Origin of the sequence: Leifsonia poae (assembly GCF_027921845.1) — a bacterium.
GTDB lineage: Bacteria > Actinomycetota > Actinomycetes > Actinomycetales > Microbacteriaceae > Leifsonia > Leifsonia poae.
The window spans coordinates 1-13,129 of sequence record NZ_BSEN01000004.1 but is presented as its reverse complement, the minus strand read 5'-3'; the positions used below and the strand labels follow the sequence as shown (position 1 = coordinate 13,129).

The following is a 13,129-nucleotide window of genomic DNA, read 5'->3' as shown; positions in this document are numbered from 1 at the left end:
AGCCAATGACTACGGAAATCCCTGTGACTGAATCCAACGAATCCACCGTCATCGACGGCGTCCATTACCACGAGTTCGACATCGTGATCGTCGGCGCCGGTGGCGCCGGCATGCGCGCGGCCATCGAGGCCGGGCCGCACGCCAAGACGGCCGTCATCTCGAAGCTCTACCCCACGCGTTCCCACACGGGCGCTGCGCAGGGCGGCATGGCCGCCGCGCTCGCCAACGTGGAGGAGGACAACTGGGAGTGGCACACCTTCGACACGGTCAAGGGCGGCGACTACCTCGTCGACCAGGACGCGGCCGAGATCCTCGCGAAAGAGGCGATCGACGCGGTCATCGACCTCGAGAACATGGGTCTGCCCTTCAACCGCACGCCGGAAGGCAAGATCGACCAGCGCCGGTTCGGCGGTCACACCCGCGATCACGGCAAGGCGCCCGTGCGCCGTGCCTGCTACGCGGCCGACCGCACCGGCCACATGATCCTGCAGACGCTGTTCCAGAACTGCGTCCGGCTCGGCATCAACTTCTTCAACGAGTTCTACGTGCTCGACGTGATCATGAACGAGGTCGACGGCGTCGAACAGCCCGCGGGCGTCGTGGCCTACGAGCTCGCGACCGGCGAACTGCACGTCTTCCACTCGAAGGCGATCATCTTCGCCACGGGTGGTTTCGGCAAGATCTTCAAGACGACCTCGAACGCGCACACCCTCACCGGTGACGGCGTCGGCATCATCTGGCGCAAGAAGCTCCCGCTCGAAGACATGGAGTTCTTCCAGTTCCACCCGACCGGCCTCGCCGGGCTGGGCATCCTGCTCACCGAGGGCGCTCGCGGTGAGGGCGCCATCCTCCGCAACGCGAGCGGTGAGCGCTTCATGGAGCGCTACGCCCCGACGATCAAGGACCTCGCACCACGCGACATCGTCGCCAGGTGCATGGTGCAGGAGGTGGCGGAAGGTCGCGGCGCCGGGCCGCACAAGGACTACGTGCTGCTCGACTGCACCCACCTGGGTGCCGAGGTGCTCGAGACCAAGCTGCCCGACATCACGGAGTTCGCCCGGACCTACCTCGGCGTCGACCCGGTCGTCGAGCCCGTGCCGGTCATGCCCACCGCGCACTACGCGATGGGCGGCATCCCGACCAACAACAACGCCGAGGTGCTGCGCGACAACACGACCGTCGTCCCCGGCCTCTACGCCGCGGGCGAGTGCGCCTGCGTCTCGGTGCACGGCTCCAACCGGCTCGGCACCAACTCGCTGCTCGACATCAACGTGTTCGGCAAGCGCGCGGGCAACAACGCCGTCGAGTTCGTCAAGACCGCCACGGCCGTTCCGCTGCCGGAAGACCCTGCTGCGTTCGTCCGCGGACTGATCGACGACCTCCGCACCGGTACGGGCACCGAGCGCATCGCGGCCATCCGCAAGGAGCTGCAGGACGAGATGGACAAGAACGCCCAGGTGTTCCGCACCGACGAATCCCTCGCCCAGGTGACCGAGACCATCCACGGCCTGCGCGAGCGCTACAAGAACATCGTGGTGCAAGACAAGGGCAAGCGGTTCAACACCGATCTGCTCGAGGCCGTCGAACTCGGCTTCCTGCTCGACCTCGCCGAGGTCGTCGTCTTCTCGGCCCGCAATCGCAAGGAGAGCCGCGGCGGCCACATGCGCGACGACTTCCCCAAGCGCGACGACGAGAATTACATGAAGCACACCATGGCCTACCTGTCGGGCGACCCGCACTCGTCCGACGCAGCCGATCACATTCGTCTCGACTGGAAGCCGGTCGTGATGACCCGCTACGAGCCGATGGAGAGGAAGTACTGATGTCGAACGCCGTCCTCGAGACTCCCCCCGCCCCTGAGGCGCCGATCCAGTCGTTCACGGTCACCCTGATCATCCGCCGGTTCGACCCGGACGTCGACACCGAGCCGCGCTGGCAGGACTTCGACGTGGAGATGTTCCCGACAGACCGCATCCTCGATGCGCTCCACAAGATCAAGTGGGAGCAGGACGGCTCGCTGACCTTCCGCCGGTCGTGCGCGCACGGTATCTGCGGCTCCGACGCCATGCGCATCAACGGCCGCAACCGCCTCGCCTGCAAGACCCTGATCAAAGACCTCGACATCACCAAGCCGATCTACGTCGAGGCGATCAAGGGCCTGCCGCTCGAGAAGGACCTCATCGTCGACATGGAGCCGTTCTTCGCCTCCTACCGCGAGGTGCAGCCCTTCCTCGTCGCCAACTCGACGCCGCCGAAGGACAAGGAGCGCATCCAGTCCGTGGCCGACCGCGCACGCTTCGACGACACGACCAAGTGCATCCTGTGCGCCGCCTGCACCTCGTCGTGCCCGGTGTTCTGGACCGACGGGCAGTACTTCGGCCCGGCCGCGATCGTCAATGCGCACCGCTTCATCTTCGACTCGCGCGACGACAACTCGCAGGTGCGCCTCGACATCCTCAACGACAAAGAGGGCGTGTGGCGTTGCCGCACCACCTTCAACTGCACGGATGCCTGCCCTCGCGGCATCCAGGTGACCCAGGCGATCGCCGAGGTCAAGCAGGCGATCATGCGCGGCAAGCGCTGAGCGCAGCCGACTCGATGTGAAATGCCCCCGGTCGCAGGACCGGGGGCATTTCTTCTCTCGCTAGGCTGAGGCCGTGGCCGCCAAGAAGTCGAAGGATGTGCGCGCGGTGCGTCCTGATCCGTCGCTTCAGCGCGCCGGGGGAACGGTGGAGCCCGTCGACAAGGAGTCGCTGAAAGAGCGCGTCACCGACGCCGCCGAGCCGTTGCGCGAGCGGTTTGAGAAGCCGGTCGCCACCGTCACCGGATGGGCGAAATGGGTGAAGGCCCTGCGGCCGTACCGCGTCTACATGAACTTCTCCTACAGCGATGGCAACCTCCGCGCGGCCGGCATGGGTTATCAGAGCCTGTTCGCCGTATTCGCCGCCCTCTGGGTCGCGTTCTCCGTCGCCGGCCTGTGGCTGACGGGCAACCCCCAGGTGTTCGAGGCGCTCATCGAACTCATCAACCGGGCGGTGCCGGGACTGATCGCCGTCGACGGAGAGCCGGGCGCGATCGACGTCGCTCAGCTCGAGAACGCGACCTCGTTCGGCTGGACGGGGATCATCGCGGCCATCGGCTTGCTCTGGACCGCCATCGGATGGCTGTACTACACCCGCCAGGCGGTGCGAGCCGTGTTCGGGCTGACGCGCGACACCACCAACTACGTGCTGCAGAAGGTCCGCGATCTCGGCCTCGCCCTGCTCTTCGGCGTGGTCCTCCTGGTCTCGGCCATCCTCACGATCTTCAGCACCGAGGCCCTCACCTTCCTCCTGCAGCTGTTCGGGCTCGAGGACACTCTGCTGACGACCGTCGTCACCCGGATCTCCGGACTCTTCGTCTCTGTCGTGCTCAACATCGTGACGCTCGGAGCGATGTTCCGGGTGCTCGCGCGCGTCGCCATCCCGTGGCGCAACCTGTTCTTCGGCGCCCTGCTCGGCAGCGCTGCCCTCGCCGGCCTGAGTGCGCTCGCCGGCCTGTTCCTGGGCAGCGCGACCAACAACCCGCTGCTGGCCACCTTCGCGGTCTTCATCGGTCTGCTGCTCTGGTTCAACCTGGTCTCCCGGGTGATGCTGCTCTCGGCCTCGTGGATCGCGGTCGGGATGTTCGACCGCGGGCTCTCGCCGCGCGTGGTCACCGCCGAGCAGGCGGCCGCCGAGAAGGCAGCCGCAGAGTACGACGCCCGCGTGCTGGTGGCGCGCTCCGAGCTGGAGGAGGCAAAGAGCCAGTTGGCGCACTCCCGCTGGTACAACCGGCTGCAGGCCCAGTGGGCTGTGGAGCGCGCGCAGAACGCGTTGAACGATGTGCTCGACGAGGGGACCGTCGGCCGCTCCCGGTAGGCTTGATGCATGCCTGCAAAGCCCTTGCGAATCGCCACGATCAACACCAACGGCATCCGCGCCGCGTATCGAAAAGGCATGGGCGCGTGGCTCGACGAGCGTGACATCGACATCCTGGCGATCCAGGAGGTGCGAGCCAGCACCGAAGACGTTCAGCAGCTGCTCGGCGACGAGTGGGACATCCTGCACGACCCCGCGACCGCCAAGGGACGCGCGGGCGTCGCCATCGCGAGCCGCGACAAGGCGTCCATCCACCGGGTCGTCCTCGGCCCCGACGACTTCGACAGCGCCGGCCGGTGGCTCGAGGCCGACTACGAGGTCAACGGTTCGATCGTCACGGTGGTCAGCGCCTACGTGCACTCGGGCGAGGCCGACAGCCCCAAGCAGGTGGAGAAGTACAAGTTCCTCGACGCTGTGGAGGCGCGGTTGCCCGAACTGCAGAAGCACAGCGACTACGCCGTGGTGATGGGCGACCTCAACGTCGGGCACCGCACGCTCGACATCCGCAACTGGAAGGGCAACGTCAAGCGCGCCGGGTTCCTGCCCGACGAGCGGGCGTACTTCGACCGGTTCGTGGGCGCCGAAGGCGACGCCGACTACAACGCCGGCGGCGGCCTGGGCTGGGTCGACGTGGGCCGTAAGTGGGCCGGTGACGTCGACGGGCCGTACACGTGGTGGTCCTGGCGCGGGCAGGCCTTCGACAACGACACGGGCTGGCGCATCGACTACCAGCTCGCCACCCCTGCCCTCGCGGCGACCGTCACGAATGTCGCGGTCGATCGGGCTTCGGCCTACGACGAGCGATGGTCCGATCACACGCCAGTGGTCGTCGACTACGCCGTCTGAATCATCCGCACACTTCCTCGAGGTAGACCCATGACGAAACTCCCCCGCCTGTACTCGGGCATGCAGCCGTCCGCCGACTCGCTGCAGCTCGGCAACTACATCGGCGCGCTCCTGCAGTGGAAAGACCTGCAGGCCTCTCACGACGCGTTCTTCTCCGTCGTCGACATGCACGCCATCACCGTCGCGCAAGACCCGCACGAGCTGCGCGAGAAGACCCGCCGCACGGCAGCGCAGTACATCGCCGCCGGCATCGACCCGTCCGCGTCGACGCTCTACGTGCAGTCGCACGTCCCGGCGCACGCCGAGCTCGCCTGGGTGCTGAACACCATCACCGGCTTCGGTGAGGCCGCGCGCATGACCCAGTTCAAAGACAAGTCGGCCAAGCAGGGCACCGAGGCGACGTCGGTCGGTCTGTTCGCCTATCCCGTGCTGATGGCCGCCGACATCCTGCTGTACGACGCCGAGATCGTCCCCGTCGGCGACGACCAGCGGCAGCACGTCGAGCTCACCCGCGACCTCGCCGAGCGGTTCAACAGCCGGTTCGGCGACACCTTCGTGGTGCCGCAGGCGATGATCCTCAAAGAGAGCGCCCGCGTCTACGACCTGCAGAGCCCGACGTCGAAGATGTCGAAGTCGGCCGAGTCGCACGCCGGCGTCGTGTGGCTGCTCGACGAGCCCTCGGTGACGCGCAAGAAGATCATGCGCGCCGTGACCGACACGGACGGGGTCGTGTCGTTCGACCGCGACGGCAAGCCGGGCATCTCGAACCTGCTCACCATCTACGCGTCGCTGACCGGCCGCTCGATCGAGTCAATCGAGCTCGAGTACGACGGCAAGGGCTACGGCGACTTCAAGAAGGGTCTCGCCGAGGTCGTCGTCGAGACCTTCGCGCCCGTGCGCGAGCGTGCCCTCGAACTGCTGTCCGACCCGGCCGAACTCGACCGCATCCTCGCACGCAACGCCGACCGTGCCAGCGAGGTGGCCGAGGCGACCATGGAGAAGGCCTACGACCGCATCGGCTTCCTCCGCCGCGCGCGATGACGCTGGCCGTGCCGCGTGAGCCCGTCGTGCTGACGGGCTCACGCGTGGTGCTCTCGGTTCCGGTCGCGTCCGACCTCGACCGGGTCACCGAACTGTGCCAGGGGAAGGCCGTGGCGGCCTGGACCACCGTGCCCTCGCCGTACACGCGCACCGACGCCGAGACGTTCGTGCTCGGGCTCGTCGTGGAGGGATGGGCCAACGCCACGTCGTGCACGTGGGGACTGCGCCTCTCGCCGGACGGCGAACTGAACGGGATGGTCGGGCTCGACGGCATCCGCGACGGCGAGGCGGAGCTCGGCTACTGGCTGGCCCCCGAGCTCCGGGGCACCGGCCTGATGTCGGAGGCGGTCGCCGCCGTGCTCGAGTACGCCTTCGCCCCCACTGGACAGGACGGTCTCGGCCTCGAACGCGTCGTCTGGCACGCGTTCACCGGCAATGCCGCATCGGCGGCGGTCGCGCGCCGGGCGGGATTCCGGTTCGAGGGGCTGCGACGCCGGGGCGGGACCCAGCGCGGTCGGCGCCTCGACGACTGGCAGGCCGGCCTGCTCCGTGACGACCAACGCGTTCCGGCGGCGGGATGGCCGGACGAGACGTTCGTGCAGCGCGATCCGGAGCTGCGGTGACCGGCATCCGGGTCGTGCTCTTCGACCTCGACGACACCCTTTTCGCCCATCGGGCCGCCGTCGCCCGCGGCATCGAGGCGCATGTCGCGACGCTCGGTGAGCCCTATGGTTCGCTCGACACTGCATCCGTCGTCTCGCTCTGGCACGACCTCGAGGAGCACCACTACCACTCCTACCTGGCCGGCCGGCTCGACTTCGAGGGACAGCGGCAGGCGCGCGCCCGCGACTTCGCCGCCCGGCACGGCGTGACCCTCGACGACGACGCGGCCAGTCTCTGGTTCGCCACCTACTTCGAGCGCTACGTCGAGAGCTGGCGGCTGCACGATGACGCGCTCCCCTGTCTCGATGCGCTCGCCCGGCGCATCCCGGGTGTGCGCTTCGGATTGATCACCAACGGCGACCTCGCCTTCCAGACCCGCAAGATCACCACCGTCGGCCTCGACACCCGCGTCGAGCACGTCATCGCCTCGGGCGAGGTCGGTGTCGTCAAGCCGGATGCGCGGATCTTCCGCCATGCATGCGACGTGTTCGGTGTGGAGCCCCGCGCGGCCGCGTACGTCGGCGATCGTCTCCGCACCGACGCGATCGGCGCCGCTCAGGCCGGGCTGACCGGGATCTGGCTGAACCGCACGGGCGCCATCGCGTCAGACGACGACGCCGCGGACGCGCGTGCTGCCGGTGTGCTCGAGATCGCGTCGCTCGACGAACTCGCGGCGCTGCTCGGCTAGTCGGCGCTGCGCTGCGCTGCGCGGGGCTGCTCGGTTGGTCGGCGCGTTTCCCTCGGCACGCGCAAGCGCCGCCCGGCGAACCGGGCGGCGCTTCGTGATGATGCGTCAGAGCATCGGGTCAGGCGTTGCGCACGTCGTCGTCCACCCAGTCGAAGGTCCGCGTGACGGCCTTCTTCCAGAGGCGGATCTGACGGTCGCGCTCCTCCTCGTCCATCTGCGGGGTCCAGCGGCTGTCCTCCTGCCAGTTCTTGCGCAGGTCGTCCAGGTTCTCCCAGAAGCCCGTCGCAAGACCCGCGGCGTACGCGGCGCCCAGCGCGGTCGTCTCCGCGACAACCGGGCGAACGACGGGGACGCCGAGGATGTCGGCCTGGAACTGCATCAGGGTGTTGTTGGCGATCATGCCGCCGTCCACCTTGAGTTCGGTCAGGTCGACGCCCGAGTCCGCGTTGACGGCCTCGAGCACCTCACGGGTCTGGAACGCCGTGGCCTCCAGAACCGCGCGGGCGATGTGGCCCTTGTTCACGTAGCGGGTGAGGCCCACGAGAGCACCACGCGCATCGGAGCGCCAGTACGGAGCGAACAGGCCCGAGAACGCCGGCACGAAGTAGGCGCCGCCGTTGTCGTCGACCGTCTTGGCCAGGTCCTCGATCTCCGGAGCGCTCTTGATGATGCCCAGGTTGTCACGCAGCCACTGCACGAGCGAGCCGGTGACGGCGATCGAACCCTCGAGCGCGTAGTGCGGGGCGGCGTCGCCGAGCTTGTAGCCCAGAGTCGTCAGCAGACCGTTCTTGGAGTGGACGATCTCCTCACCCGTGTTGAAGATGAGGAAGTTGCCGGTGCCGTACGTGTTCTTGGACTCGCCGGTGTCGAACGCGGCCTGACCGAACGTCGCGGCCTGCTGGTCGCCGAGGATGCCGGCGACCGGCACCTCGCGCAGCAGGCTGGACGCCTCCACCTGACCGTAGACCTCGGACGAGCTCTTGATCTCGGGGAGCATCGACTTCGGAACCCCGAAGACCTCCAGGATGTCGTCGCGCCAGCTCAGCGTCTCGAGATCCATGAACAGGGTGCGCGACGCGTTGGTGACATCCGTCGCGTGAACGCCGCCGTCCGGACCGCCCGTGAGGTTCCACAGGACCCAGGAGTCGGTCGTGCCGAACAGCAGGTCGCCCGCTTCCGCCTTCTCGCGCGCGCCCTCGACGTTCTCCAGGATCCAGACGATCTTGGTGCCGGAGAAGTACGTCGCGAGGGGCAGACCCACGATCTGCTTGAACCGCTCGACGCCTCCGTCGGCCGCCAGCCGGTCGACGATCGGCTGCGTGCGGGTGTCCTGCCAGACGATGGCGTTGTACACCGGCTGACCGGTGTTCTTGTCCCAGACGACGGCCGTCTCACGCTGGTTGGTGATGCCGACGGCAGCGATGTCGTGGCGGGTGAGGTCTGCCTTCGACAGCGCCTGTCCGATCACCTCGCGGGTGTTGTTCCAGATCTCGATCGGGTCGTGCTCGACCCAGCCCGCCTTCGGGAAGATCTGCTCGTGCTCGAGTTGGCCGGAGGAGACGATCGATCCGGACTTGTCGAAGATGATCGCCCGGGTACTCGTGGTGCCCTGGTCGATGGCGACAACGTAGTCGGCCATAGGTAACTCCTTTGTTTTGGGGTGGGGCTGTGCGCGCCGGTCCCGCCGATCGGGACCGGCGCGCAGTACAGGGTGTTACTTGATGAGGGGAAGCAGGACGAGCGCGAGCCATCCGGCGATGAGTCCACCGATGATCGGTCCGACGACGGGGACCCACGAGTACGACCAGTCGCTCGAGCCCTTGCCCTTGATGGGTAGGACAGCGTGCGCGATGCGCGGACCGAGGTCACGTGCAGGGTTGATGGCGTACCCGGTAGGACCACCGAGGCTGGCACCGATGCCGGTCACCAGGAGCGCTACGGGAAGCGCGCCGAGTGCCGCGAGGCCGGCCGCCTGGCCGGGCTGGTGGCCGAACGCGATGACGACGAACACCAGCACGAACGTGCCGATGACCTCCGTGACCAGGTTCCAGCCGTAGCTGCGGATCGCAGGGCCGGTCGAGAACACACCGAGCTTGTTGGCCGGCTCCGGCTCCTCGTCGAAGTGCTGCCTGTACGCGAGCCAGGTGAAGACGGCACCGATGAAGGCACCGATCAACTGAGCGAGGATGTACAGCAGCACCGTGACGAAGTTCACCGGTACCAGGGTGTGCGCGGCAGCCGAACCGAACGCTGGAGCCCCGTTCGCGACCAGGCCGAGCGTCACGGCCGGGTTCAGGTGCGCGCCCGAGTTGTAGGCGACCACCACACCCGAGAAGACCGCGATGCCCCAGCCGAAGTTCACCATCAGGAACCCGCCGTTGAAGCCCTTGGTTTTGATGAGTGCGACGTTAGCCACGACGCCGGTACCGAGGAGGACGAGCAATGCCGTGCCCACCAACTCCGACAGGAAATCTACACCGATATTGTCCACGTTGACCTTCCAGTTGTTCAGTTGATCCGCACCCTGTTGTGCGTTTATCGATGGTTCTCGTCAGGGTGGGCAATTGAACGCTATTAGCGTCCGGCCCACCGGGACAAGGACCGTGCTATGCACGTCTGTGCATTATCGGAGCGCTGCGGCTTCGCTGCCGTCCTCCGATTCGAGGTGCACCCGGTGGGCGTCGGCGAGTTCCGCTATGAATGCATCTTCCTCCTCCGACCGCCGATTTGGCGACCATCCGAGTGCCGTGGCTGCGATTTCGCCGATCTCACGCACCAGCGACCCCGAGATACCGCCGGTGAAGGCCAGGCTCGTGCGGCGCAGGAAGATGTCGGAGAGGTGCACCACGTGCTCCGTGCGCACCAGGTACTCGACCTCCGAGCGGGAGTATCCCGGCGCGGCCTCGAGAGGTCGGTCCGCATCCGCGCCGGTGATCGCGTCGATCACGAACGCCGCCTTCGTGCCGTAGCGGTGAAGGAGTGCGGCGGCGCGCTCCGTCCCCACGTCGGCGCCGTAGCGGGCGACCCAGTCGCGTTCGGCACGTGACGTCGTGGGGAATCCTGCACCGCCGCCGATCGCCAGACCCGCCGTCGACACCGAGCGCTGCATCCCGAGCGCCTGGAGCGTCTCGTTCGCGAGGTGCTCGCTGAGCGCGCGGAACGTCGTCCACTTGCCGCCGACCAGGCTCAGCACCGTCGTCGTGCCAAGGCCGTCGATCGTTCCCGGCACGATGCGGTAGTCGCGGGACACGAAGCCGGGCTGTGTGTCGTCGTGGTGCGGAAGGGGCCGAACTCCCGAGAAGCTGTAGACGATCTGCGCACGCGTGACCGGGATGGCTGGGAATACGTGCGATACCAGCTCGATGAAGTAGTCGATCTCGTCTTCCGTGATGACCGCCCGCTCGGACATGTCCGCCTCGAGGTCCGTGGTGCCGACCATCACGCGGCCCTTGAGCGGGTAGATGAGCACGATGCGGCCGTCGTTGTTCTCGAAGAACATCTCGCGGCCCATGCACGCCTCGAGCAATGCCGGGTTGTCGAGCACGATGTGCGAGCCCTTCGTGCCGCCCATGTACTGCGTCTCGCGCCCGAGAGCCTCGTTGGTGAGGTCCGTCCACGGCCCGGATGCGTTGACCACCACATCGGCGACGATCGGGAACTGCACACCTGTCTCGCGGTCGCGCACCAGCACCCCGCCATCCGCCGTGCCCACTGCTTCGACGTAGTTCACGGCGCGGGCGTGCGGGCCGGCTGCCAGAGCGTCGGCGAGCACGTCGAGCGCGAGGCGCTCCGGGTCGTGCACCGACGCGTCGAAGTACGTCGCGGTGTACTTGATGCCCGGGTTCAGCTCGGGCTGGGTCTTCAGCGACTTCGTGCGGCCGTGGAACTGGTGGCGGGGGACGCTGCCGCCGTCGCGCGAGAACGAGTCGTAGATGGTGAGGCCGGTCTTGATCAGGAACGCGCCGCGCTCCTTCGGCTTGCCCTGCTTGTGCGTGAGGAAGCGGAGCGGGGCCGACAGGATGCCCGAGAACGTCGAGAAGATCGGGATGGTCGTCTGCAACGGCTTGACGTAGTGCGGAGCGACCTTGAGTAGACCGTTGCGCTCGGTCACCGACTCCTTCACCAAACGGAACTCGCCGTTCTCGAGGTAGCGGACGCCGCCGTGGATCATGTGGCTCGATGCGGCCGACGCGCCCGAGATGAAGTCATTGCGCTCGACGAGCACCACGTCCACGCCCTGGAGGGCGAGATCGCGGAAGGTGCCGAGGCCGTTGATGCCACCGCCGATGATGAGCACCTGTGCGTTCGGACGTTCCTGCAGGCGTGCGACCTCGCTGCGAGTCTCGGCGGCGTTCGACTTCGTCGTCACGGTAGTTCCTCTGTTTCTGTCGTTCTGTGGTGATTCCGGCTGTGCTGGTGCAGGTGCCGGCAGGTTCCGATGCTGATGCTGGCGTTGCCTGCAAAGCAGGGCGGCTGCGTGTGTTCTGCGTGTAGCTACGCGTGCTCGCGCCTGCGCGTCTGCGGGTCGTTCTGTTGGTGTCGTTCTCGTGCAGCTATAGTTTTCGATGTACCGACCTTTTGTTCAAGCCGTATGCACATACGTGCAAGGAGACCCCCGTGGTTCAGCCCGAGACCGAGAACCTCCCCGAGAAGACCCGCGACGCCCTCAAGGCGGGTCACCTCTATTACATGCAGGACCTCACCATGGAGGCCATCGCGCACGAGATGCACACCTCGCGCTCCAGCGTCTCCCGCTTGTTGAGCTATGCGCGCGCCTCGGGGCTGGTGACCATCCAGATCGCCACACCGCATGAAGGCGCGTCGCGCATCCAGCAGGACATCCACGAGCGCTACGGCATCGCCGCCCACATCGTGCCCATGCCGAGCGCCATCAGCGACGTCGATCGCCTGGAGCGCGTCGCCATCTCCGCTGCACGAATTCTCGACCGTTTCATCGACTCGAACATGACCGTCGGGCTCGCCTGGGGTTCTACCATGAGCGCTCTCAGCCGACACCTCATCCCCAAAGATCTGCACAACGTCGAGTTCGTACAGCTCAACGGCGCCGGCAACACCTATACGACCGGTGTGCTCTATGCGAGCGAGATCCTGCGCCGGTTCGGGGACACCTTCTCGGGCACCATCCAGGAGTTCCCCGTGCCCGCCCTGTTCGACGACCCGCAGACCAAGGCCGCCATGTGGCACGAGCGGAGCACCCGGCGCATCCTCGACATCCAGGAGCGGATGGACGCCGCGATCTTCGGACTGGGGTCGCCGTTCTCCGAGGTCCGTTCGCACGTGTACGCCGGCGGATACCTCGACCAGGCGGACTACGCCTCGCTGGACGAGTCCGGCGTCGTGGGCGACGTCGCCACCGTCTTCTTCCGCGAGGACGGCAGCCATCACGGCATCCCACTGAACGAGCGCGCCAGCGGACCGGACATCGACCTCATCAAGAGGGTTCCGCGGCGCGTGTGCGTCGTCTCCGGGCCGTCGAAGGTGCACAGCCTGCGCGGTGCACTCGCGGCGAATCTGATCACCGACCTCATCGTCGACGAAGGGACCGCTCGGGCGCTCGTCGCCCTGGCCGAATGAGTCCCGCCCGGCATTGAACGATGCTGTGCGGCGGTGAACGGCGCACGGGCCTGTCCTGCGTTGCGAGACGTGAATGACGCTGGCGCTGCGCGTTGCGCGTTGCGCGTTGCGCGTTGCGCGTTGCGCGTTGCGCGTTGCGCGTTGCGCGTTGCGCGTTGCGCGTTGCGCGTTGCCCAAGGCTGCCAGCTATTGAACGGCGCTGCCACATCGAACGGCGCTGCGGGTCGAACGGCGCTGCGGGGTCGGGCGGCGCTGCGGGGTCGCGCGGCGCTGCGGGGTCGCGCGGCAAACGCGGCGTCATGCGGCGCGTTCGCTGGGGTCGGTGAGCGTGCTGGTGGTGCCGGTGGTGGGGCGTCCGCCGGGGCGGGGTCGGCGGTGGGGGTCGATGTGTGGTGGC

The 13,129-nt window shown here is 67.3% G+C and carries 11 protein-coding genes; 8 read left to right on the top strand and 3 right to left on the bottom strand.

Going from position 1 to position 13,129, the window contains the following annotated elements; genetic code table 11:
* The first annotated feature begins 23 nt into the window (after positions 1-23).
* The 7 genes from sdhA to PKE84_RS05345 all read left to right on the top strand — a co-directional run bounded on the left by sdhA (position 24) and on the right by PKE84_RS05345 (position 7,137).
* Positions 24-1,823, top strand: a complete 1,800-nt coding sequence (gene sdhA / locus PKE84_RS05375) for a succinate dehydrogenase flavoprotein subunit (protein ID WP_373877114.1) — start codon at positions 24-26, stop codon at positions 1,821-1,823.
* Complete coding sequence (locus PKE84_RS05370) at positions 1,823-2,584, top strand: succinate dehydrogenase iron-sulfur subunit (protein WP_271176193.1); 762 nt, start codon at positions 1,823-1,825, stop codon at positions 2,582-2,584. Before sdhA ends, PKE84_RS05370 begins: the two co-directional genes overlap by 1 nt.
* A gap of 73 nt (positions 2,585-2,657) precedes the next feature.
* The gene (locus PKE84_RS05365; protein WP_271176192.1) at positions 2,658-3,899 is read left to right on the top strand and encodes a YihY/virulence factor BrkB family protein; all 1,242 of its coding nucleotides are present in this window, start codon (positions 2,658-2,660) and stop codon (positions 3,897-3,899) included.
* A gap of 9 nt (positions 3,900-3,908) precedes the next feature.
* Positions 3,909-4,745, top strand: a complete 837-nt coding sequence (locus PKE84_RS05360; protein ID WP_271176191.1) for an exodeoxyribonuclease III — start codon at positions 3,909-3,911, stop codon at positions 4,743-4,745.
* 30 nt (positions 4,746-4,775) lie between these two features.
* The gene (gene trpS / locus PKE84_RS05355) at positions 4,776-5,786 is read left to right on the top strand and encodes a tryptophan--tRNA ligase (protein ID WP_271176190.1); all 1,011 of its coding nucleotides are present in this window, start codon (positions 4,776-4,778) and stop codon (positions 5,784-5,786) included.
* Positions 5,787-5,794: 8 nt separating this feature from the next.
* Positions 5,795-6,409: a GNAT family N-acetyltransferase gene (locus PKE84_RS05350; RefSeq protein ID WP_271176189.1), complete on the top strand. Its 615-nt coding sequence runs from the start codon at positions 5,795-5,797 to the stop codon at positions 6,407-6,409.
* On the top strand, positions 6,406-7,137 hold the full coding sequence (locus PKE84_RS05345) for an HAD family hydrolase (RefSeq protein ID WP_271176188.1): 732 nt from the start codon (positions 6,406-6,408) through the stop codon (positions 7,135-7,137). The genes PKE84_RS05350 and PKE84_RS05345 overlap by 4 nt, the downstream gene beginning before the upstream one ends.
* 118 nt (positions 7,138-7,255) lie before the next feature.
* On the opposite strand, the gene glpK is transcribed toward PKE84_RS05345, so the two are convergent.
* The 3 genes from glpK to PKE84_RS05330 all read right to left on the bottom strand — a co-directional run bounded on the left by glpK (position 7,256) and on the right by PKE84_RS05330 (position 11,506).
* Positions 7,256-8,776 carry a glycerol kinase GlpK gene (glpK, locus tag PKE84_RS05340; protein WP_271176187.1) on the bottom strand — a complete coding sequence of 507 codons (1,521 nt, stop codon included), beginning with the start codon at positions 8,774-8,776 and terminating at the stop codon, positions 7,256-7,258.
* 75 nt (positions 8,777-8,851) lie between these two features.
* Entirely contained in the window at positions 8,852-9,580 is a 729-nt protein-coding gene (locus tag PKE84_RS05335; protein WP_373877115.1) for an MIP/aquaporin family protein, read from the bottom strand.
* 180 nt (positions 9,581-9,760) lie between these two features.
* Positions 9,761-11,506 (bottom strand): glycerol-3-phosphate dehydrogenase/oxidase, encoded by a 1,746-nt coding sequence (locus PKE84_RS05330; protein WP_271176185.1) that lies wholly within the window; start codon positions 11,504-11,506, stop codon positions 9,761-9,763.
* A gap of 248 nt (positions 11,507-11,754) precedes the next feature.
* On the opposite strand from PKE84_RS05330, the gene PKE84_RS05325 reads away from it, so the two are divergent.
* The gene (locus tag PKE84_RS05325; RefSeq protein WP_271176184.1) at positions 11,755-12,732 is read left to right on the top strand and encodes a sugar-binding transcriptional regulator; all 978 of its coding nucleotides are present in this window, start codon (positions 11,755-11,757) and stop codon (positions 12,730-12,732) included.
* Positions 12,733-13,129 lie beyond the last annotated feature (397 nt).